Origin of the sequence: Pseudonocardia nematodicida (assembly GCF_040105385.1) — a bacterium.
In the GTDB taxonomy this organism is placed as follows: domain Bacteria; phylum Actinomycetota; class Actinomycetes; order Mycobacteriales; family Pseudonocardiaceae; genus Pseudonocardia; species Pseudonocardia nematodicida.
Window position 1 is genome coordinate 195,172 of record NZ_JBEDNQ010000013.1, and the last position, 25,708, is coordinate 220,879.

Annotated in this window: 28 protein-coding genes; 10 read left to right on the forward strand and 18 right to left on the reverse strand. The window is 73.1% G+C overall.

What is annotated here, in order from left to right; genetic code table 11:
* Nucleotides 1-7 precede the first annotated feature (7 nt).
* On the forward strand, nucleotides 8-424 hold the full coding sequence (locus WIS52_RS27460; protein WP_349301288.1) for a carboxymuconolactone decarboxylase family protein: 417 nt from the start codon (nucleotides 8-10) through the stop codon (nucleotides 422-424).
* A gap of 63 nt (nucleotides 425-487) precedes the next feature.
* On the opposite strand, the gene WIS52_RS27465 is transcribed toward WIS52_RS27460, so the two are convergent.
* The 12 genes from WIS52_RS27465 to clpS all read right to left on the reverse strand — a co-directional run bounded on the left by WIS52_RS27465 (nucleotide 488) and on the right by clpS (nucleotide 8,154).
* Nucleotides 488-1,147 (reverse strand): non-canonical purine NTP pyrophosphatase, encoded by a 660-nt coding sequence (locus WIS52_RS27465; RefSeq protein WP_349301289.1) that lies wholly within the window; start codon nucleotides 1,145-1,147, stop codon nucleotides 488-490.
* Nucleotides 1,144-1,944 carry a ribonuclease PH gene (gene rph / locus WIS52_RS27470; protein WP_349301290.1) on the reverse strand — a complete coding sequence of 267 codons (801 nt, stop codon included), beginning with the start codon at nucleotides 1,942-1,944 and terminating at the stop codon, nucleotides 1,144-1,146. The genes WIS52_RS27465 and rph overlap by 4 nt, the downstream gene beginning before the upstream one ends.
* Before the next feature lie 17 nt (nucleotides 1,945-1,961).
* Entirely contained in the window at nucleotides 1,962-2,747 is a 786-nt protein-coding gene (locus WIS52_RS27475) for an MBL fold metallo-hydrolase (RefSeq protein WP_349301291.1), read from the reverse strand.
* 11 nt (nucleotides 2,748-2,758) lie between these two features.
* Nucleotides 2,759-3,175 carry a hypothetical protein gene (locus WIS52_RS27480; RefSeq protein ID WP_349301292.1) on the reverse strand — a complete coding sequence of 139 codons (417 nt, stop codon included), beginning with the start codon at nucleotides 3,173-3,175 and terminating at the stop codon, nucleotides 2,759-2,761.
* Nucleotides 3,168-3,533, reverse strand: a complete 366-nt coding sequence (locus WIS52_RS27485; protein WP_349301293.1) for a hypothetical protein — start codon at nucleotides 3,531-3,533, stop codon at nucleotides 3,168-3,170. Before WIS52_RS27485 ends, WIS52_RS27480 begins: the two co-directional genes overlap by 8 nt.
* Complete coding sequence (murI, locus tag WIS52_RS27490) at nucleotides 3,530-4,387, reverse strand: glutamate racemase (protein ID WP_349301294.1); 858 nt, start codon at nucleotides 4,385-4,387, stop codon at nucleotides 3,530-3,532. The genes WIS52_RS27485 and murI overlap by 4 nt, the downstream gene beginning before the upstream one ends.
* The gene (locus WIS52_RS27495) at nucleotides 4,384-4,998 is read right to left on the reverse strand and encodes a rhomboid family intramembrane serine protease (protein WP_349301295.1); all 615 of its coding nucleotides are present in this window, start codon (nucleotides 4,996-4,998) and stop codon (nucleotides 4,384-4,386) included. Before WIS52_RS27495 ends, murI begins: the two co-directional genes overlap by 4 nt.
* A gap of 401 nt (nucleotides 4,999-5,399) precedes the next feature.
* On the reverse strand, nucleotides 5,400-6,347 hold the full coding sequence (locus WIS52_RS27500) for a PLP-dependent cysteine synthase family protein (RefSeq protein ID WP_349301296.1): 948 nt from the start codon (nucleotides 6,345-6,347) through the stop codon (nucleotides 5,400-5,402).
* A 9-nt stretch (nucleotides 6,348-6,356) separates the two neighbouring features.
* Nucleotides 6,357-6,632: a MoaD/ThiS family protein gene (locus tag WIS52_RS27505; protein ID WP_349301297.1), complete on the reverse strand. Its 276-nt coding sequence runs from the start codon at nucleotides 6,630-6,632 to the stop codon at nucleotides 6,357-6,359.
* Between the two features lie 114 nt (nucleotides 6,633-6,746).
* A complete protein-coding gene (locus tag WIS52_RS27510) occupies nucleotides 6,747-7,241 on the reverse strand; it encodes a M67 family metallopeptidase (protein WP_349301298.1) in 495 nt (164 codons plus the stop codon).
* A 65-nt stretch (nucleotides 7,242-7,306) separates the two neighbouring features.
* Complete coding sequence (locus WIS52_RS27515) at nucleotides 7,307-7,858, reverse strand: DUF2017 domain-containing protein (protein WP_349301299.1); 552 nt, start codon at nucleotides 7,856-7,858, stop codon at nucleotides 7,307-7,309.
* Nucleotides 7,858-8,154, reverse strand: a complete 297-nt coding sequence (gene clpS, locus WIS52_RS27520; protein WP_349301300.1) for an ATP-dependent Clp protease adapter ClpS — start codon at nucleotides 8,152-8,154, stop codon at nucleotides 7,858-7,860. The genes WIS52_RS27515 and clpS overlap by 1 nt, the downstream gene beginning before the upstream one ends.
* 82 nt (nucleotides 8,155-8,236) lie before the next feature.
* On the opposite strand from clpS, the gene WIS52_RS27525 reads away from it, so the two are divergent.
* The 3 genes from WIS52_RS27525 (at nucleotide 8,237) to WIS52_RS27535 (ending at nucleotide 11,347) form a co-directional block, all read left to right on the forward strand.
* Nucleotides 8,237-9,532, forward strand: a complete 1,296-nt coding sequence (locus tag WIS52_RS27525; RefSeq protein ID WP_349301301.1) for a nicotinate phosphoribosyltransferase — start codon at nucleotides 8,237-8,239, stop codon at nucleotides 9,530-9,532.
* A 17-nt stretch (nucleotides 9,533-9,549) separates the two neighbouring features.
* Entirely contained in the window at nucleotides 9,550-10,113 is a 564-nt protein-coding gene (locus WIS52_RS27530) for a nicotinamidase (RefSeq protein ID WP_349301302.1), read from the forward strand.
* A gap of 73 nt (nucleotides 10,114-10,186) precedes the next feature.
* Entirely contained in the window at nucleotides 10,187-11,347 is a 1,161-nt protein-coding gene (locus tag WIS52_RS27535) for an acyl-CoA dehydrogenase family protein (protein WP_349301303.1), read from the forward strand.
* 51 nt (nucleotides 11,348-11,398) lie between these two features.
* On the opposite strand, the gene WIS52_RS27540 is transcribed toward WIS52_RS27535, so the two are convergent.
* Nucleotides 11,399-12,295: a thioesterase family protein gene (locus WIS52_RS27540; protein ID WP_349301304.1), complete on the reverse strand. Its 897-nt coding sequence runs from the start codon at nucleotides 12,293-12,295 to the stop codon at nucleotides 11,399-11,401.
* A gap of 150 nt (nucleotides 12,296-12,445) precedes the next feature.
* On the opposite strand from WIS52_RS27540, the gene WIS52_RS27545 reads away from it, so the two are divergent.
* The gene (locus WIS52_RS27545; protein ID WP_349301344.1) at nucleotides 12,446-14,503 is read left to right on the forward strand and encodes an ATP-dependent DNA helicase; all 2,058 of its coding nucleotides are present in this window, start codon (nucleotides 12,446-12,448) and stop codon (nucleotides 14,501-14,503) included.
* A gap of 59 nt (nucleotides 14,504-14,562) precedes the next feature.
* Nucleotides 14,563-14,979 carry an organic hydroperoxide resistance protein gene (locus WIS52_RS27550; protein ID WP_349301305.1) on the forward strand — a complete coding sequence of 139 codons (417 nt, stop codon included), beginning with the start codon at nucleotides 14,563-14,565 and terminating at the stop codon, nucleotides 14,977-14,979.
* Between the two features lie 18 nt (nucleotides 14,980-14,997).
* On the opposite strand, the gene WIS52_RS27555 is transcribed toward WIS52_RS27550, so the two are convergent.
* The 3 genes from WIS52_RS27555 to ctaD are packed head-to-tail and all read right to left on the reverse strand — an operon-like array spanning nucleotide 14,998 to nucleotide 18,747.
* Nucleotides 14,998-15,735, reverse strand: a complete 738-nt coding sequence (locus tag WIS52_RS27555) for a peptidyl-tRNA hydrolase (protein WP_379611448.1) — start codon at nucleotides 15,733-15,735, stop codon at nucleotides 14,998-15,000.
* Nucleotides 15,732-16,955 carry a phosphoserine phosphatase SerB gene (gene serB / locus WIS52_RS27560; RefSeq protein WP_349301346.1) on the reverse strand — a complete coding sequence of 408 codons (1,224 nt, stop codon included), beginning with the start codon at nucleotides 16,953-16,955 and terminating at the stop codon, nucleotides 15,732-15,734. The genes WIS52_RS27555 and serB overlap by 4 nt, the downstream gene beginning before the upstream one ends.
* A gap of 37 nt (nucleotides 16,956-16,992) precedes the next feature.
* Nucleotides 16,993-18,747, reverse strand: a complete 1,755-nt coding sequence (ctaD, locus tag WIS52_RS27565) for an aa3-type cytochrome oxidase subunit I (protein ID WP_349301306.1) — start codon at nucleotides 18,745-18,747, stop codon at nucleotides 16,993-16,995.
* A gap of 298 nt (nucleotides 18,748-19,045) precedes the next feature.
* On the opposite strand from ctaD, the gene WIS52_RS27570 reads away from it, so the two are divergent.
* Complete coding sequence (locus WIS52_RS27570; protein WP_349301307.1) at nucleotides 19,046-20,179, forward strand: acyltransferase family protein; 1,134 nt, start codon at nucleotides 19,046-19,048, stop codon at nucleotides 20,177-20,179.
* Between the two features lie 4 nt (nucleotides 20,180-20,183).
* Here WIS52_RS27570 and WIS52_RS27575 read toward each other — a convergent pair whose 3' ends face one another.
* A complete protein-coding gene (locus WIS52_RS27575) occupies nucleotides 20,184-20,990 on the reverse strand; it encodes a PIG-L family deacetylase (RefSeq protein WP_349301308.1) in 807 nt (268 codons plus the stop codon).
* A gap of 129 nt (nucleotides 20,991-21,119) precedes the next feature.
* Here WIS52_RS27575 and WIS52_RS27580 point away from each other — a divergent pair, with 129 nt between their 5' ends.
* On the forward strand, nucleotides 21,120-22,760 hold the full coding sequence (locus tag WIS52_RS27580) for a benzoate-CoA ligase family protein (RefSeq protein ID WP_349301309.1): 1,641 nt from the start codon (nucleotides 21,120-21,122) through the stop codon (nucleotides 22,758-22,760).
* A gap of 38 nt (nucleotides 22,761-22,798) precedes the next feature.
* The gene (locus WIS52_RS27585) at nucleotides 22,799-23,242 is read left to right on the forward strand and encodes a GNAT family N-acetyltransferase (protein ID WP_349301310.1); all 444 of its coding nucleotides are present in this window, start codon (nucleotides 22,799-22,801) and stop codon (nucleotides 23,240-23,242) included.
* Between the two features lie 71 nt (nucleotides 23,243-23,313).
* Here WIS52_RS27585 and WIS52_RS27590 read toward each other — a convergent pair whose 3' ends face one another.
* Nucleotides 23,314-23,853: a DUF3558 family protein gene (locus WIS52_RS27590; RefSeq protein ID WP_349301311.1), complete on the reverse strand. Its 540-nt coding sequence runs from the start codon at nucleotides 23,851-23,853 to the stop codon at nucleotides 23,314-23,316.
* A 146-nt stretch (nucleotides 23,854-23,999) separates the two neighbouring features.
* Between WIS52_RS27590 and boxC the strand changes: the two genes are divergently transcribed.
* A complete protein-coding gene (gene boxC, locus WIS52_RS27595) occupies nucleotides 24,000-25,703 on the forward strand; it encodes a 2,3-epoxybenzoyl-CoA dihydrolase (protein WP_349301312.1) in 1,704 nt (567 codons plus the stop codon).
* The last annotated feature ends 5 nt before the right edge of the window (nucleotides 25,704-25,708 follow it).

Below are 25,708 nucleotides of genomic sequence, written 5' to 3' on the forward strand. Positions count from 1 at the left end.
GCTCGGTATGAACGCCGGTGAGACTCCGAAGATCGGTCTGGACCCCTCCGAACTCGACCCCGACGGCCTGGCCGTCCGGCGCGAGGTGCTCGGCAGCGCGCACGTCGAGAGGGCGATCGCGCGGGCCGACGCCACGACCGCCGAGTTCCAGCAGCTGATCACCCGCTACGCCTGGAACGAGATCTGGACCCGGCCCGGCCTGGACCGCCGGATGCGGTCGGCGATCACGCTGACCGCGCTCGTCGCGCACGGGCACTGGACCGAGTTCGAGATGCACGTACGGGCCGCCCTCCGCAACGGGCTGACGCCCGAGGAGATCACCGAACTGCTGCTGCAGACGGCGATCTACTGCGGCGTCCCGGCGGCCAACTCCGCTTTCGGGATCGCCCAGCGGGTGCTGGCCGAGCCCGATCCGACGGGCTGAACCGGCCGGCCGCACGGCCGGTCGGCCGGGCAGGACCCCACTGCCGGCGGTCGGGCCGGCGGCTCAGGCGTCGCCGAGCAGGGCCCGCAGGTGCGGTACCAGGGCACGGAGGGCGAGCCCCCGGTGCGAGGCGGCGTCCTTCTCCTCGGCCGACAGTTCGGCCGCCGCGCGGGTGTCGCCCTCCGGGGCGAAGATCGGGTCGTAGCCGAACCCGTTCTCCCCGCGCGGCGCGCGCAGCAGCGCCCCGCGCCAGGTGCCGTGCACGACGGTCCGGCCCGGGACGTCCTGCTCGGCGCCGGGCACGGCGTCACCGGATGCGGCGGCGGCCTCCGGCGACACCAGCGCGGCGGCGCACACGAACGCCGCGCCGCGGCGCTCGTCGGGCACGTCACCGGTCTGGCCGAGCAGCAGCCACAGGTTGGCCTCGTCGTCGCCGTGGGTCCCGGACCAGCGGGCCGAGAAGATGCCCGGCATCCCGTTGAGCGCGTCGACGGTGATGCCGGAGTCGTCGGCGATCGCCGGCAGCCCGGTCGCCGCGGCGGCGTCGCGGGCCTTGGCCAGGGCGTTCTCGGCGAACGTGGCGCCGGTCTCCGGGGCCTCCGGGAACTCGGGCACGTCGGCGAGCCCGAGGATCTCGACGCCGTCCAGCCCGGCGGCGTCGACGATCCGGCGCAGCTCGACGAGCTTCTTGGCGTTGCGGGTGGCGAGCAGGACCCGCGTCACGGCGTCTCGTCCTTCTCCGCGGCCGCGGCGGCCTCGGCCTTCTCCGTGGTCAGTTTCGGGTGCGGTCCGGCCAGCGCCTCGATCTGCATCCGGGCGAGCTCGGAGATCCCGGCGAGCGCGGAGTCCAGCATCGCGTCCAGGGTGGCCCGGGAGAACGTGGCGCCCTCGCCGGTGCCCTGCACCTCGATGAGGGTCCCGGTCTCGGTGGCGACGACGTTGGTGTCGACCTCGGCCCGGGAGTCCTCGGTGTAGGGCAGGTCGAGGCGGACCCGGCCGTCGACCACGCCGACCGAGACCGCCGCGACCTGGCAGGAGATCGGCTTGGGGTCGGACAGCTTGCCGTGCTCGCCGAGCCAGGTGACGGCGTCGCACAGGGCCACGTAGGCCCCGGTGATGGCCGCGGTGCGGGTGCCGCCGTCGGCCTGCAGCACGTCGCAGTCGATCGCGATCGTGTTCTCCCCCAGCGCGCGCAGGTCGATGCAGGCCCGCAGGGACCGGCCGATCAGCCGGGAGATCTCGTGGGTGCGGCCGCCGATCTTCCCCTTCACCGACTCCCGCGACGAGCGGGTGTCGGTCGCCGAGGGCAGCATGGCGTACTCGGCGGTGACCCAGCCGAGCCCGGAGCCCTTGCGCCAGCGCGGGACGCCCTCGGTCACGCTCGCGGCGCACAGCACCCGGGTGTCGCCGAACTCCACCAGCACCGATCCGGCCGGGTGCTTCTGGAAGCCCCGGGTGATCGTCACCGGGCGCATCTCGTCGTCGGTGCGTCCGTCGGCCCTGACCTCTGCTCTGCTCACCGGGCCATCGTAGGAAGTCACACCTCGAGGACCGCGTCCGGGAACGCGTGCTCGACCGGCCCGGCGAACGCGGCCCTCGCCTCGGCGACGATCTCGTCGCCGTCGTGCCAGGCGGGCACGTGGGTGACCACCAGCCGTCGGGCACCCGCCGCGGTGGCCTGCTCGCCGGCCTCGCGGCCGGACAGGTGCACCCCGGGCGGGTTGTGCGGCCCGTGCGGCCAGCTGGCCTCGCAGAGGAACAGGTCGGCGTCGCGGGCGGCGGCGACCAGTCCGTCGCACGCGGCGGTGTCGCCGGAGTAGGTCAGGACCCGGCCGGCGTACTCGACCCGCAGCGCGTGACCCGGGGCGGAGTGGAAGACCGGGAATGCGGTGACGGTGACGGCGTCGTCCCCGCTCCCGACGGTCACCGGGGTGCCCGCGGCGAGGTCGGTGAAGGTGAAGACGTCGGTGAGGTCGGTGCCCGCCAGCTCGTCGCCGGTGGGCGCGTAGGCGCGGGCGAACCGGTCGTGCGCACCGGCCGGGGCGAGCACCGGCAGCGGACGGGCGGTGGCGTCGTACGGCGGGCGCGGGTGGTACCGGCGGTGCACGACGAGCGAGGCGAAGTCGGCGCAGTGGTCGGGGTGCAGGTGACTGAAGGCGACCGCGGTCAGGTCCCACGGGTCGGCGTGCCGCTGCAGCGCGCCGAGCGTGCCGTTGCCGAGGTCGAGGACCAGCCGGGTGCTCCCGGCCTCCACCAGGTAGCCGGACGCCGGGGACCCCGGACCGGGGCCGCTACCGGAACATCCGAGAACGATCAGCCGCACGGGAGCGGACCCTATCGGGCGCGTCCGGTGCGGCGCAGCCACCAGAGCCCGACGAAGGGCAGCACCAGCGGGATGAACGCGTAGCCGATCCCGTAGTAGGACCAGACCGTGTCCTGCGGGAAGTCCGAGGGCACGAACACCGTGAAGGTGCCGACGGTGAGCACGCCGATGAGCTCGAACACGACGGCGGCCCACGCGAGGCGCCGGAAGCCCGGTCCGGTCCCGGCGAGCCCGATCGTGGCCAGGATGTAGACGATCCCGGCCAGCGCCGAGAGCGAGTACGCCAGCGGCGCCTCGCCGAAGCGTTCGGCGATCTGCACGCCGCCACGGGCGGTCGCGGAGAGCGCGAAGATCCCGTAGACGGCGATCAGCGCCCGCCCCGGCCCGGTCGCGGTGGCGCGGACCTCGCCACCGTCGCGCTCACGCACCGGGGACCCACAGTCCTTGCAGGCGCAGCACGGCGACCAGCGTGCCGATCGCCCCGGCCGCGATCACGGTGCCGCCCCAGCGGCTCGGCTCGGCGGTCGCGAACTGCAACGCGATCGGCATCACGCAGACCGAGACCACGAGGTAGATCAGGAAGGTGGTCTGTTCGGGCAGCGTGACGCCGCCGAGGAGCACCTGGTAGGTGGCGATGAGGGCCTGCACGACGAGCAACACCTCGGCCGCCCCGACACCGATCCGGTGCCACCGGTCCGGCGGGCGGTTCAGCGCGGTGGTGACCAGACCGAACACCGCGACGGCCGCGAGCACCACCGTGCTCACCAGGACAAGAGCACCGATCACGGCGCGGAGGTTACTCGGGCGACCGGGTGCTCCCCGGACCCGGCCCGGCCGACGACCGAGCCGATCTCGGGCCCGAGGAAGCGGCGGCCGAGCCGCCGGAACGGCTCCGGGTCGCCGGTGGCGAGGAACCGGTGCTCGCCCGGGGGGCCGGTGTCGTCGCGCAGCAGGTCGGCCGCGTGCAGCGTGCGGACCAGGGTGCGGGCGGTCTCGTCGGCCGAGGAGACCAGCGTGACGTCCGGGCCGAGGACGATCTCCAGGACGCCGGTGAGCAGCGGGTAGTGCGTGCACCCCAGGACGACGGTGTCCACCCCGGCCCGCTGCAGCGGCTCCAGGTAGCTCTGCGCGACGCCGAGCACCTGGCGGCCGCTGGTGGTGCCGCGCTCGACGAAGTCGACGAACCGGGGGCAGGCCACCGTGGTGATCTCGGTGTCGGGGGCGGCGTCGAAGGCGTCGGTGTAGGCCCCGGACGCGATCGTCGCGCGGGTGCCGATGACGCCGATCCGGCCGTTGCGGGTGGTGGCGACGGCCCGGCGCACGGCCGGCCGGACGACCTCGACGACCGGGACCGGGTAGCGCTCCCGGAAGTCGGCCAGGCACGCCGCGGACGCCGAGTTGCACGCGATGACCAGCGCCTTGACCCCGGACTCGACGAGCTCGTCGCCGATCGCGAGCGCGTGCCGCCGGATGTCGGCGATCTTCTTCGGCCCGTATGGGCTGTGCAGGGTGTCGCCGACGTAGACGATCCGTTCGGCGGGCAGCAGGTCGATCACCGCCCGGGCGACGGTGAGCCCGCCGACCCCGGAGTCGAAGATCCCGATCGGGGCGTCGACGGACTCCGGGCCGCTGCTGCTCACATCCTCAGGGTAGGGGTGCCCCGCCGGTCGGCCTTCGCGACCCAGGACGCGGCGACGACGCCGCCGATCGCGCCGAACAGGTGGCCCTGCCAGGAGACCATCGGGTCGGAGGGCAGCACGCCCCACAGCAGCGAGCCCCAGAACAGGAACAGCACGACGGCGAGCACGATCTGCCCGACGTTGCGCGCGTAGAAGCCGCGGACCAGCAGGAACAGGAACCAGCCGAACACGATCCCGGACGCGCCGATCACCGGGTACGGCGAGGTGAGCCAGACCCCGACCCCGCCGATCACCCAGATCGTCGCGGTCACGGCGAACCACTGGGCGATCCCGCCGGACATCGCGAGGAAGCCGAAGATCAGGAACGGCAGGGTGTTCGCGATCAGGTGCGCCCAGTCGTCGTGCAGCAGCGGAGCGGTGAGGATCCCGGCCAGCCCGCCGGTGTCCCGCGGGTAGATCGCGCCGGCGTACTGGACCATCCCACCGGAGGCGGAGTCGATCGCCTCGAACAGCCACAGCGCGGCGGTGAACAGGAGCATGATCGCCGCGGCCCGTTTCGGCGCGGGCGGGAGCACACGCGCAGGGGCCCGGCCGGACGGGAGAGCGGTCATGGCCCCGACGGTACCCGCGCCCCCGCCCGTTTCGCCCGCACTGTCGCATTCGGTCGATCAGCGCGGCCGCTGCTCGCACCCGGACGGAGCAGCCTGAGCCCGGCTTTGCTCTGCTCACCGCTACGCGCGGGCGCGGCGACCCCAGCGCCCGGCACGATCCGGGGCCGGTGCACGCGCGCGGATCGGGCGAACGGGCGCGCCACGGCGACCGGCTCGGCTCCGCCGTTCCGAGATCACGACGTCGCGTCGCGCCGACGGAGACCCTGCCATGATCGTCGAATGGGTGCCGGCAGGTGCCAGAGCCGGCACCGATCGGGACCGAGCTGATGATCACGATCGGAGCTCGCCGCCGGAGCCGGGTGCCCCGGGCCGAATGGCAGGGGCCGGGCGGCCCGCGCCGGTCAGGCCCAGAGGTGGCCGTCGATCCCCTGTGCCGCGGAGCCGAGGTCGCCGGAGTAGGCCCCGGTGGACAGGTACTTCCACCCGCCGTCGCACACGATCAGCACGACGTCGGCCCGCTCACCGGCGTCGACGGCCTTGTTCGCGGCCCCGAGCGCGGCGTGCAGGATCGCCCCGGTCGAGATGCCGGCGAAGATCCCCTCCTGCTCGACCAGCTGGCGGGTCCGGCGCAGCGCGTCGTAGGAGCCGACGGAGAACCGGCCGGTGAGCACGGTCTCGTCGTACAGCTCCGGGACGAAGCCCTCGGACAGGTTGCGCAGGCCGTAGACCAGCTCGCCGTAGCGCGGCTCGGCGGCGATCACCTGGACGTCCGGCTTCTGCTCGCGCAGGTAGCGCCCGGCGCCGACCAGGGTGCCGGTGGTGCCCAGGCCGGCCACGAAGTGCGTGATCGAGGGCAGGTCGCGCAGGATCTCCGGGCCGGTGCCGCGGTAGTGCGCGTCGGCGTTGGCCGGGTTGCCGTACTGGTAGAGCATGACCCACTCGGGGTGCTCGGCGGCCAGCTGTTTGGCGACGGCGACGGCCTGGTTCGACCCGCCGGCCGCCGGCGAGGAGATGATCTGCGCGCCGTACATCGTGAGCAGCTGACGCCGCTCGGACGAGGTGTTCTCCGGCATCACGCAGACCAGCTCGTAGCCCTTGAGCCGGGCCGCCATCGCCAGCGAGATGCCGGTGTTGCCCGACGTCGGCTCCAGGATGGTGCAGCCCGGCGTGAGCAGCCCCTGCTTCTCCGCGTCCTCGATCATCGCCAGCGCGGGCCGGTCCTTGATCGAGCCGGTGGGGTTGCGGTCCTCCAGCTTCGCCCACAACCGGACGTCCTCGGACGGGGACAGCGACGGGAGACCGACCAGCGGGGTGTCCCCGACGGCCTGCAGGAGCGACTCGTAACGCATCGTCGGGACTCAGCGCCCGCCGGCGACGGCCGGGAGGATGGTCAGCGTGGAGGACTCCGTGACCGGGGCCTCGAGACCGCCGGCGAAGCGGACGTCCTCGTCGTCGACGTAGATGTTGACGAAGCGGTGCAGCTTGCCGTCGGTGATCAGGCGGTCCTTGATGCCGCTGTGCCGCGACTCCAGGTCGTCGATGACCGCGGCGACGGTCTCACCCTTGGCGTCGACGGTCTTCTCGCCGCCGGTGTGCGTGCGGAGGATCGTGGGGATGGAGACGGAGACGGCCATCTGAGGTGTTCACTCCTGAGGTTGCGTGGCGTGGTGGGTGTCTTCACGCGGCAACGCGACCGATCATCGGTGACATTCCCGCGCGACCTCCGGCGCGGGTGCGCGGGAGGAGGGTCAGGCGCGGTCGGGCACGTCGTCGGAGCCGGTGTGGGAGAACATGTAGGACTCCACGACCTGCAACTCGTCCTCGACGACCTCGCCACCGACGAGGTGGTACGAGCGGACCTCGGGCTCGGCGTCGGGCGTGGCGAGGCCCACGATCAGCCAGTGCTGGTCCGGGGTCCACTCCATCTGCGCGATGTCCTTCACCGAGGGGTACGCCTCGGGCAGCCCGGTGTCGGTCAGCGGGCGGCGCGGCACCCGGGTGTGCGAGTGCACGACGAGCATCCGCCGCTCGTCGTTCGCGTCCAGCTCGCGCTCGAGCCGGATGTCCTCGGCCGGGGAGAAGGCGAAGTCGCTCGCCACCTCGTCGGCGTTGGTCATCGGCACGTAGCGCTCGGGGTGGTCGCCGCGCTCCGGGCCGACGAGCTGTCCGCACGCCTCCAGCGGGAAGTCCCGCCGGGCGTGCGCGACGATCCCGTCGAGGAGATCTCTGCGGATGACCAGCACGACGTCGAGGATACGTCCCGTCCACCGGGCGCCGCACCCGACGGGTGCGGATCACAGCCTCGGGGTCAGAGCGCTGTCGACCGGACCCGAACCAGGGAGTCCTGCACGTAGGTCAGCCAGTGGTAGACGCCGAGGTGCTGGCCGCGCGGATCGTCGTCGGGCAGCTGCTCGGGCATGTTCTCGCTGACGTCGAGCGCGGTACCCAGCGCCAGCCGGACGTCGTTGAGCGCGGCCAGCCAGGCGTCGGCCTGGGAGGTGGTCAGCTCGAGGCGGCCGCCGGCCTCGGGCAGCGTGTCGAGCACCTCGGCGGCGGCGGCGTCCTTGGCCTCGATCAGCCCCGGTTCGTGCAGCGACCGCATGCCGCCGGCGAGGTCGGAGTCCTCGTTGGTGAAGTCGGGCAGCAGCCGGGCGAGCACCCGGTCGGTGGGCCGCGAGGTCGGGCCGGTCCGGATCCCGGTCAGCTCGGCCAGCTCGTCGGTCGGCGCGAGCTCCGCCCGGGTGGCCAGCATCTGCCGGACCTCGGTGAACAGCCCGCGGAGGACCGCGGCCTCCTCCCCGGAGAACCCGGAGACGTACCGCACCTTGTCGCCGCGCCCGGCGCGCTTCCAGCCGTTCATCAGGCGCGCTGCATGGTGGCCCAGAGGCCGGCCGCGTGCAGCTGGGCCACATGCCCCTCGACGGTGTCCTTGTCGCCCGCGGACACCGCGGCCCTGCCCTTGTGGTGCACGTCGAGCATCAGGGCGTTGGCCTTCGGCTCCGGGTAGTGGAAGACCTTCTGCAGCACATAGGTCACATAGGACATGAGGTTGACCGGGTCGTTCCAGACGATCGCCTGCCAGGGCAGGTCGGGCGACGCGGTCTCGTCGATCTCCGGCGAGACCTGCTCCGTGGGCGACGGGGACGGCGCGGTCATGCGCCCCATGGTGGCACAGCGGTACGGCGGTTCTCGGCACTCGGGGTGAGACCGGGCACGGTCCACGGAATAGGCTCGCCCCATGAGCGAGCCCGGCACCGGCCTGTTCACCGATCGCTACGAGCTCACGATGGTGGCCGCGGCGCTCGCCGACGGCACCGCGGACCGCGCGTGCGTGTTCGAGCTGTTCGCCCGCCGGCTGCCCGACGGCCGCCGCTACGGCGTCGTCGCCGGCACCGGACGGCTGCTCGAGGCGCTGACCCGGTTCCGCTTCTCCCCCGCCGACCTGGCGGCGCTCGAGAGCGTCGTCGACCCGGCCACGCTGGACTGGCTGCGCGACTACCGCTTCACCGGCGACGTCGACGGCTACCCGGAGGGAGAGCTCTACTTCCCCGGCTCGCCGGTGCTGACCGTCACCGGCACGTTCGCCGACGCGGTGGTCCTGGAGACCCTCGCGCTGTCGATCTACAACCACGACTGCGCGATCGCCTCGGCCGCCGCCCGGATGGTCACCGCGGCCGCCGGCCGCCCGATGATCGAGATGGGGTCCCGGCGCACCCACGAGGAGGCCGCGGTGGCCGCGGCCCGGGCGGCGTACCTGGCGGGCTTCGCGACGACGTCGAACCTCGCGGCCGGGCAGCGCTACGGCATCCCCACCGCGGGCACCGCCGCGCACGCCTTCATCCTGCTGCACGACGACGAGCAGGCCGCGTTCCACAGCCAGGTCGCCGCCCTGGGCACGGACACCACGCTGCTGGTCGACACCTACGACATCCGCAAGGGCATCGCCAACGCCGTGGAGGCCGCCGGGCCCGGTCTGGGTGCGGTCCGGATCGACTCCGGCGACCTGGGCGAGCTGGCCCGCCAGGCCCGCGACCAGCTCGACGAGCTCGGCGCCACGAACACCCGCATCGTGCTGTCCGGTGATCTCGACGAATACGCGATCGCGTCGCTGCGGGCCGAGCCGGTGGACTCCTACGGCGTCGGGACGTCGCTGGTCACCGGCTCCGGGGCGCCGACCGCCGGGATGGTCTACAAGCTCGTCGAGGTGGACGGCCGGCCGGTGAGCAAGCGCTCCAGCGCGAAGGAGTCGCGCGGCGGACGCAAGTCCGCGCTGCGCCGGTTCAAGCCGACCGGCACCGCCGTCGAGGAGGTCGTGTTCGGCGCCGTGGGTGGGCGGGGAGAGGACACGCCGCTCGGCCCGCACGACCGGCTGCTGCCGGTGCCGATGGTGCGCGGCGGGGAGCTGATGGACGGCACCGGCTCGCTCGCCGACGCCCGGGAGCGGCTCCGGACCGCGCTGGTGTCCGTGCCGTGGGAGGGTCTCAAGCTCTCCCGGGGCGAGCCGGCGATCCCCACCGTCTTCCCGAACGCCTGAGAGAGGTACCCGACCAGATGGCACGCGCACTGATCGTCGTCGACGTCCAGAACGACTTCTGTGAGGGCGGCGCGCTCGGCGTGACCGGCGGTGCGGCCGTCGCCGCGCGGATCGGGCAGCTGGCCCGCACAGGTGGCTACGACCACGTCGTCGCCACCCGGGACGTGCACGTCGACCCGGGCCCGCACTTCAGCGACACCCCGGACTTCGTGGACTCGTGGCCGCCGCACTGCCGGGCCGGGACCCCGGGGGCCTCGTTCCACCCGGCGCTGGACGTGGCGCCGGTCGAGTGCGTCTTCGACAAGGGCGCCTACACCAGCGCCTACTCGGGTTTCGAGGGTGCCAGCGAGAACGAGTCCGGCGAGCCGCTGTCCGACTGGCTCGACGCGCGCGGCGTCACCGCGGTCGACGTCGTCGGGCTGGCGACCGACCACTGCGTCCGCGCGACCGCACTGGACGCCTCCCGGCTGGGCCTGGCGACGACCGTGCTGCTCGGGTACTGCGCCGGCGTCGCGCCGGGGACCACCGAGCGGGCGCTGGCGCAGCTGGCCGAGGCCGGCGTCACCGTCGACGGCGGCTGACCGCCGGCCCCGACACGTCATCGACCGACACGTCATCGACCGACACCTCAGCGACACAGCGGGAGCGCGGACCATGGGTGTGCTGGACATCGAGGAACAGGCCGTCGTCGACACGGTGCGCGAGTTCGTCGACCGGGAGGTGCGACCGCAGGTCCGGGAGGTCGAGCACGCGAACGCCTATCCCGAGAAGTGGATCGAGCAGATGAAGGAGCTCGGCATCTACGGCCTCGCGATCCCCGAGCCCTGGGGCGAGGCCCCGGTGTCGATGCCCTGCTACGCCCTGGTCACCGCGGAGCTGGCCCGCGGCTGGATGAGCCTCGCCGGGGCGATGGGCGGGCACACCGTGGTCGCCAAGCTCCTGGTGGCGTTCGGCACCCGGGAGCAGCAGGACCGCTACCTCCCGCGGATGGCCACCGGCGAGCTCCGGGCGACCATGGCCCTCACCGAACCGGGCGGCGGCTCGGACCTGCAGGCGATGGCCACCCACGCGCGGCCGACCGGCAGCGGCTACGTGGTGAACGGGTCCAAGACCTGGATCTCGAACGCCCGGCGCTCCGGGCTGATCGCGCTGCTCTGCAAGACCGACCCCGACGCCGAGCCCCGGCACGCGGGCATCTCGGTGCTGCTCGTCGAGCACGGCCCCGGGCTGACCGTGTCGAAGGACCTGCCCAAGCTCGGCTACAAGGGCGTCGAGGCCTGCGAGCTGGTCTTCGACGACATGCAGGTGCCCGCCGACGCCGTCCTCGGCGGGGTCGAGGGGAGCGGCTTCGCCCAGATGATGAAGGGCCTGGAGACCGGCCGCATCCAGGTCGCGGCGCGTGCACTCGGGGTCGCCGACGCCGCGCTGGAGGACGCCCTGCGCTACGCCCAGGAGCGCGAGTCGTTCGGCACACCGATCTGGCGTCACCAGTCGGTCGGCAACCATCTCGCCGACATGGCCACCAAGGTCACCGCCGCCCGGCAGCTGATCCTGCACGCCGCCGAGAAGTACGAGGCCGGCCGGCGCTGCGACATGGAGGCCGGGATGGCGAAGCTGTTCGCGTCCGAGATCGCCATGGAGGTGGCGCTGGACGCGGTGCGTATCCACGGCGGCTACGGGTACTCCACCGAGTACGACGTCGAGCGCTACTTCCGGGACGCCCCGCTGATGATCGTCGGCGAGGGCACCAACGAGATCCAGCGCAACGTCATCGCGTCCCAGCTGGTCGCGCGCGGTGGTCTCGACCGGCGCTGAGCCGGCCGGGGCGGTGCCGGGACGGTCGTCCGCCGTCCCGGCCGCCGGGGTTCAGGCCTTGAAGCGGAACGGAGCCAGCGCCTCGGCCAGGCGGACCGGGTCGCCGTCCTCGCCGGGGGCGTGGTGGAAGCCCTCCGCCTCGGCGAGCCCGATCAGCTCGCGGCCGTCGAACAGCCCGCAGACGTAGCGGACGGTGTCCTCGCCGATCTCCTCGACCGCGACGCGGAGCTGGTAGATGCCCGGGTACTGCACCTGGGCCAGGTACTGCACCGACAGCGACGACGGCGACAGCCCGTCCAGCGGGCCACCGGCCGGGTAGCCGAGGACGTCGGTGTGCAGCTCGGCCAGGCCGTCGAGGTACCAGGAGGCCAGGGCCACGTTGTTCACGTGCCGGTTGGTGTCGATGTCGGAGAACCGGGTGCGGACGTCCCAGCGGAACGGATAGTTCTCGCGGACCCGGCGGGCGTCCCCGCGCTCCGGACGGGTCGGGGCGGGCGCGTCGATCCGGATGCCGTCGAGCGCGGTGCGGACGTCGTCCGGCAGCGGCGCGGGACGGCCGTCCTCGGTGAGCACCGAGGTCGACTCGGCGGTGGCGACGACGTCGTCGCCGGAGAACACCGCGTAGCTGTAGCTGAACGAGGTCGTCCCGATGTGGCTGACGCCGACGCCGATCCGGTAGCGGCCGGCGACGGTCAGCGGGGCGAGCACGTCGACCTTGATCGCGGCGAGCAGGATCCCGACCTGCGACTGCATGCGGGTCTGCAGGTCCGCACCGAAGGCGTCGTGCTCGACGGCGACCCGGGCGTCCTCGAACCAGCGGACCAGGGCGTCACGCCCGATCCGGCGGCTCGCGTCGAGGTCGGCGTAGCGGGCCTCGTGCTCGACCAGGATCGGGAACGTCCCGGCCTCGGGCACCGCCGTGGTCTGCGTGGAGATCGTTGCTGTCACAGCCCCTATCGTGACGATGTGTCGGTGATCACCCACGACCGGCCGCCCTTCGTGACACCGTGTGACCGTCCCGTTCACCCTCGTCAAGGCCTCGCCGGTCCCGCCCCGCTCCCGCGGAGGGCTCGGTAGCCTCGTCCGGTGCCCGCTCCCGTGCCCACCAGAGACCTCCCCGGCGTGCACGAGCTGCTGGAGGTCGCGGTCTCCTCGGTCGGCGGGTCGCGCCGCGAGGGCCAGGACCGGATGGCCGACGCCGTCCGCCGCGCGCTGTCCTCCGGCGAGCACCTCGCCGTGCAGGCCGGCACCGGCACGGGCAAGTCGCTGGCCTACCTCGTCCCCGCGATCCGGCACGCGATCGCCCGGGACACCACGGTGGTGATCTCGACCGCGACGATCGCGCTGCAGCGCCAGCTCGTCGACCGTGACCTGCCCCGGGTCGCGAAGGCACTGAAGTCCTCGCTCGGCCGGGAGCCGACGTTCGCGATCCTCAAGGGCCGTCGCAACTACCTGTGCCTGAACAAGCTGCACGGCGACATGGACGACGGCGCCGACGAGGCCGACCAGCTCTTCGACGCGTTCGCGGTCTCCGCGCTGGGCCGCAACGTCAAGCGGCTGCACGAGTGGGCGTCGGACACCGAGACCGGCGACCGCGACGAGGTCGTCCCCGGCGTCCCGGACGCGGCCTGGCGGCAGGTGTCGGTCACCGCGCGGGAGTGCCTGGGCGCCTCCCGCTGCCCGGCCGGCGAGGACTGCTTCGCGGAGAAGGCGCGCGGCGAGGCGGGGCGGGCCGACGTCGTCGTCACCAACCACGCGCTGCTCGCGATCGACGCGATGGGCGAGGCCCAGGTGCTGCCCGAGCACGACGCCGTCGTCGTCGACGAGGCGCACGAGCTCGTCGACCGGGTGACCGGCGCGGCCACCGCCGAGCTGACCGCCGGCACCGTCGCCGCGGCCGCGCGGCGCTGCGGCAAGCTCGTCGACCAGGAGCTGGCCGACCGGCTCGCCGAGTCCGGCGAGGGGCTCGGCGCCGTGCTCGAGGATCTGACGCCGGCCCGCTGGGAGTCGTTGCCGACCCCGGCCGCGGGCGCGCTGAACGCGATCCTGGAGGCCGCCGCGGGCTGCCGGCAGGCGATGGGCGGGCGGCGTGGCGCCGCCGAGGACGCCGACCCCGACGGCGCCGCCGCGCGCAAGCTCGCGCAGGCGCTGCTCGACGAGGTGTCGGAGACCGCGATGCGGCTGGTGGAGACGTTCAAGGAAGCGGACGCGGCGAAGCGGCGCGACGTCGTGTGGCTGGGCGAGCAGGGCCCCGACGGCAGCCGGTACAAGGTGCTGCGCGTCGCGCCGCTGTCGGTGGGCGGGCTGCTGCGGGAGAAGCTGTTCAACGCACGCACCACCGTGCTGACCTCGGCGACCCTGGCGCTGGGCGGGTCGTTCGACGCGCTGGCCCGGCAGTGGGGGCTCCCGGCGTCGCAGCCGAAGGAGCGTGGCGACACCCCGCCGACCACCCCGGAGGGGCACGGTCCGGTGCAGGACCCGGAGGCGCCGCGCTGGCAGGGACTCGACGTCGGCTCCCCCTTCGCGCACGGCAGGTCCGGGATCCTCTACCTCGCGAAGCGGCTCCCCTCCCCCGGCCGGGACGGGCTCGCTCCGGAGACCCTCGACGAGATCGAGGGCCTGGTCCGCGCGGCCGGCGGCCGGACGCTGGGCCTGTTCTCCTCCACCCGTGCCGCCAAGCAGGCCACCGAGGCGCTGCGGCCGAAGCTGGACACGCCGCTGCTGTGCCAGGGCGAGGACTCGACGATGCTGCTGGTCAAGCGGTTCGCCGAGGACGACGAGACGTCGCTGTTCGGGACGCTGTCGCTGTGGCAGGGCGTCGACGTCCCCGGGCCGTCGCTGTCGCTGGTGATCATCGACCGGATCCCGTTCCCGCGCCCGGACGACCCGCTGGTCGCCGCCCGGCAGAAGGCCACCGACGCCCGCGGCGGCAACGGATTCCTGTCGGTGTCCGCGACGCACGCGGCGCTGCTGCTCGCCCAGGGCGCGGGCCGACTGCTGCGCGCGACCGACGACCGGGGCGTCGTCGCGATCCTGGACCCGCGGATCGCGACCGCCCGCTACGGCGGGTTCCTGCGGGCGTCGCTGCCGCCGTTCTGGGAGACCAGCGACCCGGAGAAGGTCCGCGGCGCGTTGCAGCGGCTGCGGGAAGCCTGACCCGGACGATACGTTGTGCGCAACCGATGCACGCACGACGACGTGAGGAGCACACGGCCATGCCGAGCTACACCACGGAGGCGACCTCGTCCGGCGGCGGCCGGGACGGCCACGTCCGCACCGACGACGGCTTCATCGACCAGGACCTGAAGATGCCCCCGGAGCTCGGCGGACCGGGCGGGGCGACCAACCCCGAGCAGCTGTTCGCCGCCGCCTACGCCGCCTGCTTCCACGGCGCGCTGCGGCTCGCCGCGGGCAACGAGAAGGTCACCGTGCCCGACGGCACCACGGTGACGGCGACCGTCCAGCTCCAGCCCGACGACGTCAGCTTCCACGTCGCCGCCGACCTCACCGCGCACCTGCCCGGGATGGACAAGGCCGAGGCGGAGCAGCTCGTCGAGGCCGCCCACCAGGTCTGCCCCTATTCGAAGGCCACCCGCGGCAACGTCGACGTCACCCTGACCACGACCGTCTGACCCGCGCCGAATCCGTGATCAGGCGGTCTGCGGGAGGGCCAGGCAGGTCACGGTGCCGGGGTCGACCTCGGTGAACCCGGCGTCGCGGACCGCGGCGATGCCGGGGGCGCCCGCCTCGAGATCGGCCACCAGCCGGTCCCACTCGCCCACCGCCGGGGTCCGCACCGCGAAGCGGGGCACGTCCGCCGGGTCGACCACCGGCCAGCCGCGCAGCGCGCCGAGGATCATGCTGGCGTGCCCGACCTGCGCGGCGGCCTTCCCGACGGTCATCTCCACGTGCGGGTTCAGCAGGACCCGGGGCGCGCCGGCGGGGACCGGGCCCGGCTCGTCGGGCTCCAGCTCGGTGCCGCCGATCTGCAGCCGGGACACCGTCCTCGGCACGTCGTCGACCGGGCCGGGCAGCAGTGCCCGGACCTCGGCGCCGCCGATCCCGACGGTCACCCCGGGCAGCTCCTGCACGGCACGCCAGTGCGCGCCCCGGGCCCGGCGGGCGATCTTGCGGATCCGGCCGTCGATCCAGGTCTCGACCGCGTCGTGCCACTCGCCGCCGGGCAGTGCGCGCGGGTCGAGGCACACCGCGACCGCCGCCGTCGCGGCCGCCTCCAGCAGCGGGGTGCGTGCCGGGAGCGGGTCCCGCTCGATCCGCAGCACGACCGGCATGGCGCGCACGACCCCGTCGGCCTCCGGCGGGATCGCCCGGGGTCGCGCGCCCGTCCCGTACCGCCCCGCGAGCAGGTCCAGCACGGAACCGGTCACGCGATCGGCACCCGGCGCAGCACGCCCTCGTCGGCGTCCGCGGCCTCCACCTCGCTGCGGGTGATGCCGAGGACGAACAGCACGACGTCGAGGTAGGGCACCGACACCGAGGTGTCGGCGACGTCCCGCAGGGCCGGCTTGGCGTTGAACGCCACCCCGAGGCCCGCCGCGGAGAGCATGTCGATGTCGTTGGCCCCGTCGCCGACCGCGACGCACTGCTCGACCGGGATCTCGTGCGCGTCGGCGAACCGGCGCAGCGCGACGGCCTTCCCGGCCCGGTCGACGACCTCGCCGGTCACCCGGCCGGTCAGGCGCCCGTCGGCGATCTCCAGCTCGTTCGCGGCGACGAAGTCGAGTTTCAGCTCGTCGGCCAGCGGGGCGATGACCTGGGTGAACCCGCCGGAGACGACGCCACACCGGTAGCCCAGGCGGCGCAGGGTGCGGATCGTGGTGCGGGCGCCGGGGGTCAGCTCGATCTCCGCGGCGACCTCGTCGACGACCGAGGCGGGCAACCCCTCCAGGACGGCGACGCGGCGGGTCAGCGACTCGGTGAAGTCCAGCTTCCCGGCCATCGCCTCGGAGGTGACGGCCCGGACCTGCGCCTCGACGTCCGCGCCGGCGCGGGCCGCGAGCATCTCGATGACCTCGCCCTGGATCAGCGTGGAGTCGACGTCGAAGACGATGAGGCGCTTGCTGCGCCGGGCCAGCCCGGCCCGGGACACCGCGACGTCGACGCCGGCCTGCCGGGCCACCTTCACCAGCCGCCGGCGCAGGGTGCCGGGCGGGTAGGCGTCGGCGTCGCCCTCGGGCACCGGCGAGACGAGCAGCTCGAGCCCGGTGACCGGGTAGTCGGCGACCCGGCGGATCGAGTCGATGTTGGCGTCCACCGCGGCCAGCTCGGCGGCGATGGCGCCGAACGCGCGGGCGGTGATCGGCCGGCCCAGCACCGTCACGACGTGCGTCGAGCGCGGGCGCGCGTCCCGCTCGCCGTCGCGCTGGATCTCGATGTGCACCGACATGTCGATGGAGTCCATCGCGGCGCCGACGGACTCCTGCAGTTCCTCGGGGTCGCCCTCGGGCACCACCAGGGCGCCGAGGGTGAGCCGGCCGTTGACCACGACCTGTTCGAGGTCGAGCAGCTCGACCCCGGCGGCGGTGAGCGCGGCGAACAGGACGGAGCTGACACCGGGACGGTCCGGCCCGGTCACCGTGACGAGCACGGTGGACCGGGCCGGACCGGGACGGGCTTCCGCCACGTCAGTTGGACTTGGGGTCGTCGTCCGGCATCGATTCCTTGCCCACTTCCTGGGCCACGACCTCGGACGGCGCCGCCCGGTGTCCGACGTGCGCCTCGGCGCGGGCCCGCTCGACCAGGTGCGGGTAGTGCAGGTCGAACGCCGGGCGCTCGGAGCGGATCCGGGGCAGCTCGGTGAAGTTGTGCCGCGGCGGCGGCGACGAGGTCGCCCACTCCAGCGAGTTCCCGAAGCCCCACGGGTCGTCCTTGTCGGTGACCCGGCCGAACCGGTAGCTCTTGAACACGTTGTAGATGAAGGGCAGCGTCGAGAACCCGAGCACGAACGCGCCGATCGACGAGATCATGTTCAGCGTCGTGAAGCCGTCCATCGGCAGGTAGTCGGCGTACCGGCGCGGGTAGCCCTCGTTGCCCAGCCAGTGCTGCACCAGGAACGTCAGGTGGAACCCGACGAAGGTCAGCCAGAAGTGGATCTTGCCCAGCTTCTCGTCCATGAACCGGCCGGTCATCTTCGGGAACCAGAAGTAGATGCCGGCGTAGGTCGCGAACACGATCGTGCCGAACAGCACGTAGTGGAAGTGCGCGACGACGAAGTAGGTGTCCGAGACGTGGAAGTCCACCGGCGGCATCGCGAGCAGGATGCCGGTGAGGCCACCGAAGAGGAACGTGACGAGGAAGCCGACCGAGAACAGCATCGGCGTCTCGTAGGTGATCTTGCCCTTCCACAGGGTGCCGATCCAGTTCACGAACTTGACGCCGGTCGGGATGGCGATCAGGAAGGTCGTGAAGGAGAAGAAGGCCAGCAGCACCGCGCCGGTGGCGTACATGTGGTGCGCCCACACCGCGACCGACAGGGCCGCGATCGCGATCGTCGCGAAGACCAGGCTCTTGTAGCCGAAGATCGGCTTCCGGGAGAACACCGGGAAGATCTCGGACACGATGCCGAAGAACGGCAGCGCGACGATGTAGACCTCGGGATGGCCGAAGAACCAGAACAGGTGCTGCCAGAGCACCACGCCGCCGTTCTCCGGGTTGAACACGTTCGCACCGAGGTGCCGGTCCGCCGCCAGGCCCATCAGGGCGGCGGTCAGGATCGGGAACGCGATCAGGATCAGGATCGCGGTCACGAAGATGTTCCAGGTGAAGATCGGCATCCGGAACATCGTCATGCCGGGCGCGCGCATGCAGACGATCGTGGTGATGAAGTTGACGCCACCGAGGATCGTGCCCAGACCGGAGACGACCAGACCCATGATCCAGAGGTCACCGCCCGGGCCGGGCGAGCGGACCGCGTCGGACAGCGGGGTGTAGGCGAACCACCCGAAGTCGGCGGCGCCACCGGGGGTCAGGAACCCGGACAGCACGATCAGGCCGCCGAACAGGAACAGCCAGTACGAGAACGAGTTCAGCCGCGGGAACGCGACGTCGGGGGCACCGATCTGCAGCGGCACGATGTAGTTCGCGAAGCCGAACAGCACCGGCGTCGCGTACAGCAGCAGCATGATCGTGCCGTGCATGGTGAACAGCTGGTTGTACTGCTCGGTCGACAGGAACTGCAGCTCCGGCCGCGCCAGCTCCGCCCGGATCAGCAGCGCCATCGCGCCACCCGCCAGGAAGAAGGCGAAGGACGTGAACATGTACAGGATCGCGATGTCCTTCGGATCCGTCGTCCTCAGCATCCTGAGGAACGTGGATCCCTTGCCCGTCCGGCGCGCCGGATACGGGCGCGTCGAGATCGGCTTGGGCTCGACGGCTGTCAACCTGGGCCTCCTGCACTTGCCTGACCTGAGCACGTCCTCGCGGACGCGTGGACTCTAGCCTCCGACCGGCGGGCGTCGCCCGACCGGTCGGCGGTGATCCACACGGATCCGCACGGGACCGCATCGGGCCCGTCTCGCGACCGGGCGCACGATGCCCGACGATTGTGCTCTACGAAGGGTAGAACGACCACCCCGGGAGCGTTCGGGCAGGGCCGCCGCCACCGCACGACCGGGGGATCCGGCCCCATCCCGCCCCCGGCCGTCGGAACCGCCCGGGCCGTGAATACCGTGTCCTCCGATGGTCGTGCCACCGCCTGCTCCCCCGGCGGGATCCCGCCGGCGCCGGGAGCCCGGCTGGGACGCGCTGCGCATCGGCTTCGTCCTGCTCGTGGTGCTCTACCACGCCACCCACCTCGGCCCGGTCCTGCATCCGGACCTGGCCCCGCGCCCCGTCTCGTTCGACCACCAGATCGGCGCGAGCCTGCTGCTGGTCGTCTCCGCGTACTTCGCGTGCGCGACGCTCGGGCGGCAGCCGGCGGGCCGCTACTGGTGGGGACGCGTCGCGCGGCTGCTGCCGGCGTTCCTGGTCGCCGTCCCGGTGGCCTGGATCACGCTGCGGTTCCTCGCCCCGGACGACTGGGGCGGGCCGCGGATCCGGGAGCTCGCCTGGAACTGGCTGATGCTCGGCAACTGGGACGTCGTGCGGTTCCCCTGGCTGGACCCGGCGTTCTGGACGCTGCCGCTGCAGCTGATGGCCTTCACCGCGGCCGCGGTGCTGGGCACGACGCGCTGGGCCTCCGGGGCGCGGGTGCGGATCCTGACCTGGGCGCTGGTGCTGGTGCCGCTGCTGCAGTGGCCGCTGCGGGCCGCGCCGGGCGAGCTGGCGCCGCCGCCCGAGTGGTACCGGATGATCGTCGACGGGTTCGGGTTCCACCGGCTGCACCTGTTCGCCGCCGGCATCGCGGTGTGGATGTGGTCGACCCGCCGGCTGGGCACCCCGCACGCGCTGGCGCTGCTCGCCCTGTGCGGCGCCGCCCAGTTCGTGCACGGGTTCGCCGAGGGCCCGGACGGCGTGCTGCGGGTCGACGCGACGGCCGCGGCCGGGGTCTGCGCCGGCATCGCGCTGGTCGCCGTGGTCTCGCGGCTGCCGCGGCCCGGGTCGTGGACCCCGGCGCCGTTCGCCTCGGCACTGCAGTGGCTGGCCGGCATCTCCTACGGCGTGTACCTGATGCACCAGACCGTCGGCTACGTGCTGATGCGACGGCTGCAGGACCTCGGCGTCGGGCCGGTGCTGCAGTCCGCCGCGATGGTGACGGCCGCACTGCTGCTCGGCTGGGCACTGACCCGGACGGTCGAGCAGCCCGCGCACCGGGCGCTGATGGGCTGGTGGGACCGGCGCGCGGAACGCTCCCGCGAGCCGGCTCACGCATGACGCCCTAGCGAAGGGGTTCGAACACCTCGGTCCACAGCTCCGGCGCCGTGGCCGGGTTGGGCGGGGAGTCGACGATGTAGAACTCGGTGCCCAGCCCCATGGCGAAGACCGGCTCGGGCATCGTCAGCATGAAGTGCTCCGGCCCCATCTGGCTGGCGTGCGCCCGCATCGAGGCCCGCTTGGTCTCCGCGTACTCGACGGCCTCGACCCGGTGGGTGATCTCCGACTCGGGCTTGCCGAACGAGCCGTCGTCCGGGATCTCCGGGATCTCGATCTCGGAGCCGCGCTCCTTCTGGAGCCCCTTCATGCCGCGGATCAGCCAGTCCCGGTTGGTGGTGTTCTGCGCGACGACCGGGACCCCGGCCCGCTCCCCGGCGCGGGCACCGACCCGGTGCACCTGGATGTGGTCGGGGTGGCCGTAGCCGCCGTTGTCGTCGTAGGTGGTGAGGACGTCGGCCTCCTCCTCCTCGCAGATCAGCGCGAGCCGCTTCGCCGCGTGCTCGACCGGGGCCTGCCAGAAGCAGTACGGCGCGTCGTTGCTCGCCTCGCCCATCATCCCGGAGTCGACGTAGCCGAGGAACTCGACGCGGGCGACACCGAGCTCCTTGGCCGAGGCGAAGCACTCCGCGGAACGGCGCACCGACAGCTGCTCGCCGTCGGCGAGGACGCCGGGCACCGGCTCGCCGAGCTCGCCGCGGGTGGCGAACACGAGCACGACGCGGTGCCCGAGTGCCGCGGCCTTGGCGAGCGTGCCGGCGGTGCCGATCGACTCGTCGTCGGGATGGGCGTGAAAGCTGACGAGGGTCCCCACGTCCGGCGAGCCTACGGACCTCCTCCACGCCTGCCGTTCCGGTGCCCCGACAACGATCTACAACCCGTTGACGCCACGTCGGATGTGTGTAGCATCACATGCTCCCGACCGGCACAGGAGCCACCCACCATGGCTGATGTCAGCGCTGACACCCCGGCCGCTTCCGCCCCGGACGTCTTCAACGCGGCCGCCCACCTCACCGCCGCCCGGGTCGAGGCCGGCGACGGCGACCGCACCGCCGTCCGGTTCCCGGCCGGCTCGCTCACCTACGCCGAGCTCACCGACCGGGTCCGCGCGGTCGCCGGCGCGCTGCGGACGGCCGGGGTCCGGCCCGAGCAGCGGGTGCTGTTCGTGATGCCCGACGACGTCGAGCTGTTCACCGCGATCCTCGGCGCGATGTGGGCGGGCGCGGTCGCCGTCCCGTGCTCGACGATGCTGACCGGCCGCGAGCTGGCCGTGCTCGTCCGGGACTCGCGGGCGACCACGGTGATCGGCGGCGCCGCGTTCGCCGACGCGCTGACCGAGGCGTGCGCGGGCGCGCCCGACCTCGAGCGGGTGGTGCTCACGGGCACCGCAGCGCCGGTCACCGCACCGGGGGTCGCCGCCCTGACCTGGGACGGCCTGCTCGCGAGCGGCGGTGGCGGCGGCACACCGATGCCGGACCCGCACCCCACCTGGGACGAGTCGCAGGCGCTGTGGCTCTACACCTCCGGCACCACCGGCAAGCCCAAGGGCGCGATGCACCGGCACGCCGACATCCGCGTCGTCGGCGAGACCTACGGCGCGCAGGTGCTCGGCATCCGGCCGGACGACGTCTGCCTCTCGGTGGCCAAGCTGTTCTTCGCGTACGGCATCGGGAACAGCATGTTCTTCCCGCTCGCGGCCGGGGCGTGCGCGGTGCTGGAGCCGTCCCGCCCGACCCCGGAGTCCTACTCGCGCCTCGCCGCCGAGCACGGCGCGACGCTGTTCTTCGCCGTCCCCAGCTTCTGGGGCCCGATGATCGCCGCGGAACTACCCCCGGAGCGGTTCGCGACGGTGCGCCGCGGCGCCTCGGCCGGGGAGACGCTGCCGGCCCGGATGTTCCACGGCGTCCGCGACCGGTACGGCTTCGAGGTGCTCGACGGCATCGGCTCGACCGAGGCGCTGCACATCTTCATCTCGAACCGGCCCGGCGAGGTCGTGCCCGGCAGCTCCGGGTTCCCGGTCCCCGGCTACGAGGTCCAGCTGCGCCGCCCGGACGGTTCGGTGATCGACGGCGCCGGGGAGCAGGGGATGCTCTACGTCGCCGGGGACTCGGTCTGCACCGGCTACTGGTGCCGGACCGAGGTGAACCGGCTGGTCTTCCAGGGCCGCTGGATGCGGACCGGCGACCAGTACGTCCGGGGCGAGGACGGGTCCTGGACCTGTCTCGGCCGCGCCGACGACGTGCTCAAGGTCGGCGGCATCTGGGTCTCCCCCGCCGAGGTCGAGACCCGGCTGCTGGAACACCCCGGGCTGGCGGAGGCGGTCGTCGTCGGCGTGCCGGACGCGGACGGGCTGGACAAGCCGGTCGCGTTCGTCGTCCCCCGCGACGCCGGCTCCGCGCCGTCGCCCGCCGAGCTCGTGGCGTTCTGCCGGGACGGGCTCGCCGCGTTCAAGCGACCGCGCGAGGTCGTCACCGTCGGCGAGCTGCCGAAGACGGCGACCGGGAAGATCCAGCGCTTCCGGCTGCGCGCCCGGGCCGCGGACCTGGTGTCCGGGCGCCCGGCCGAACCCGAGCCGGTGGTCTGAACGGCCGGTGCCCTGACCGAGACGGCGAGGAGGCCGGCGTGCACACGTGGGAATGGATCCCGGAGACCCCGGCGAGCTGGGACGACGGCAAGGCGACCGTCCTGTCCGGACTGGACCCGGCACTGTTCGGGCTGGGCAGCCCCGGCGACGGCGACCCGCTCGGCGACGAGTGGTGGCGGGTCGAGGACGGCGCGGGCCGGACCGTCGGGTACGGCCGGCTCGACGGGTCGTGGGGCGACGCCGAGATCCTCGTCCTGGTCCACCCCGACGTCCGGCGCTCCGGCGTGGGCTCGTTCGTGCTCTCCCACCTGGAGGCCGAGGCGGGGCGACGGCGGCTGAACTACGTCTACAACGTCGTCCCGCACGGCCACCCGGACCCCGAACAGGTCACCGGATGGCTGACCGCACACGGGTTCGCGCCCAACGACGTCGGCGAGCTCCGCAAACAGATCCCGGCCGGAGCCGGTCCCACGAGGCGGTGAGGGCACACAGGGGTGGTTCGATCTTCGGACGGGGACGCCGGTGTACCCATCGAGGGCGTTCGCGCCACGGGTCACGCGCCCGGCAGGTTCGCCAGGGCGGTTTCGGCGGCGCGGGTGACGGTGTCGCACCCACCGTCACCGAAGATCAGCAGCCCGGCCCCCGGAGCGTCGAGCACGAGGACGCACACCGGGCCGGGTTCGCCGCTCCGGACGGCGGGGAGGCCGGCCACCACGGCGTCCTCGACCGGCTCCCCCTCCGCCCGCGCCCGGGTCGCGAGGTCGTCGAACCCGCCGTCCCCGGTCACGACCGTCATCTGCACGCCCATCATCGGTCCGGAGATGCCGGCGTCGCCGGACGCCACCTCGTCGCGGGACGGCGTGAAGTGGCATCCCGCGGGCGGGCCCGTGATCGCCCGCGGGTCACCGCCGAGCCCCAGCGCGGAACGGTCCGCGGGCGGGAGCAGCCCGCACGGATCGATCGCCGCCCAGTCCACCTCCGCGGGGCCGGCCGCGGGAGCTGCGGCGCCGGCGGCACCGCAGCCGGCGAGAACGGTCAGGAGCAGGGTCAGGACCAGGAGTCGAACCGGGCCCGCCGGCGACGAGATGCGCATGCCGCGGACGGTCGCAGGCCCGCACCGGCACGGGACGCGGTCGCCGGACACCGATCGCGACCGCGAACACTCCACACTCTTCCGTCGTCGCGTCAGGTTGTTGTAGTCTTTGGCGAGTCGCGACGACGCGAGGAGGCGCTCCGGCCATGACCGATGCCGATCCCACGACCGAGGAAGGCTCCGTCGTGGTCGACTTCGACCGGGACCCCGGGAGCTACCGGCACTGGCGCCTCGAGATCGACGAGGAGACGCCCGGCACGGCCCGGGTGGTGCTCGACGTCGACGAGGCCGGCGGCCTCGTCCCGGGCTACGAGCTGAAGATGAACTCCTACGACCTCGGCGTCGACATCGAGCTGTACGACATCGTCCAGCGACTGCGGTTCAGCCACCCCGAGGTGCGCGCCGTCGTCCTCACCAGCGGGAAGGACCGCAACTTCTGCGCCGGCGCGAACATCCGCATGCTGGCCGGCTCCCCGCACCCGTGGAAGGTGAACTTCTGCAAGTTCACCAACGAGACCCGGGCCGCGATCGAGGACGCGACCGCGCACTCCGGCCAGACCTGGATCGCCGCGCTGAACGGCACCGCCGCCGGCGGCGGCTACGAGATGGCGCTGGCCTGCGAGCGGATCCTGCTGATCGACGACAACTCCTCCACCGTCGCGCTGCCCGAGGTGCCGCTGCTCGGCGTGCTGCCCGGCACCGGCGGGCTGACCCGGGTCACCGACAAGCGCCGGGTCCGCAAGGACCGCGCCGACGTCTTCGCCACCAAGTCCGAGGGGTTCGGCGGGAAGCAGGCCGTCGAGTGGCGCCTCGTCGACGAGGTGATCCCCAAGCGCCGGTGGGACGAGACGGTGGCCGAGCGGGCCGCGTCGGCGGCCGCGGAGTCGTCGCGGCTGCCCGGCGGGCCCGGCATCGACCTGCCTCCGCTGTCCCGCACCGAGGCCGCGGACCGGATCTCCTACACCCACGTGCACGCGGACCTGGACCGCGAGCGCGGGCTGGTGGAGATCACGATCGACGGGCCGGACGGCGGCGTCCCGGAGAGCATCGAGCGGGTCCGCGAGCTCGGCGCGGCCTTCTGGCCCCTGGCGATGACCCGCGAGCTCGACGACCTGATCCTGCGGCTGCGGACCAACGAGCTGGAGCTGGGCACCTGGGTGATCCGCACCCGCGGCGACGTCGAGGACGCGCTGGCGTTCGAGCGGGTCATCGCCGAGCACTCGGGCGACGACTGGCTGGTCAACGAGATCCGCCGGTACTTCGCGCGGACCCTGAAGCGGCTGGACGTGACGAGCCGCAGCCTGATCGCGCTGATCGAACCGGGGTCCTGCTTCGCCGGGGCGCTGCTGGAGCTGGCGCTGGCCTGCGACCGGCAGTACATGCTCGACGGCACCATCGACGGCGACGAGCAGGGCGACGAGGCCCAGCTCATGCTGTCGGCGAGCAACTTCGGCACGTTCCCGATGGGCAACGGGCTGTCCCGGCTGGCGTCGCGGTTCTACGGCGACGACGACCACGTCGCGAAGCTCCGGCAGGAGACGGGCCGGCGCATCGAGGCCGGTGAGGCCCTGGACCTGGGGCTGGTCACCGACGCCCCGGACGACATCGACTGGGACGACGAGGTCCGGATCATGCTCGAGGAGCGGGCGTCGCTGTCCCCGGACGCGCTCACCGGGATGGAGGCGAACCACCGGTTCGTCGGCCCGGAGACGATGGAGAGCCGGATCTTCTCCCGGCTCACCGCGTGGCAGAACTGGATCTTCGTGCGCCCGAACGCCTCCGGGCCGGAGGGCGCGCTCCGCAGGTACGGCACCGGCCGCAGGGCCGACTTCGATCGCAAGCGAGTCTGAGGGAG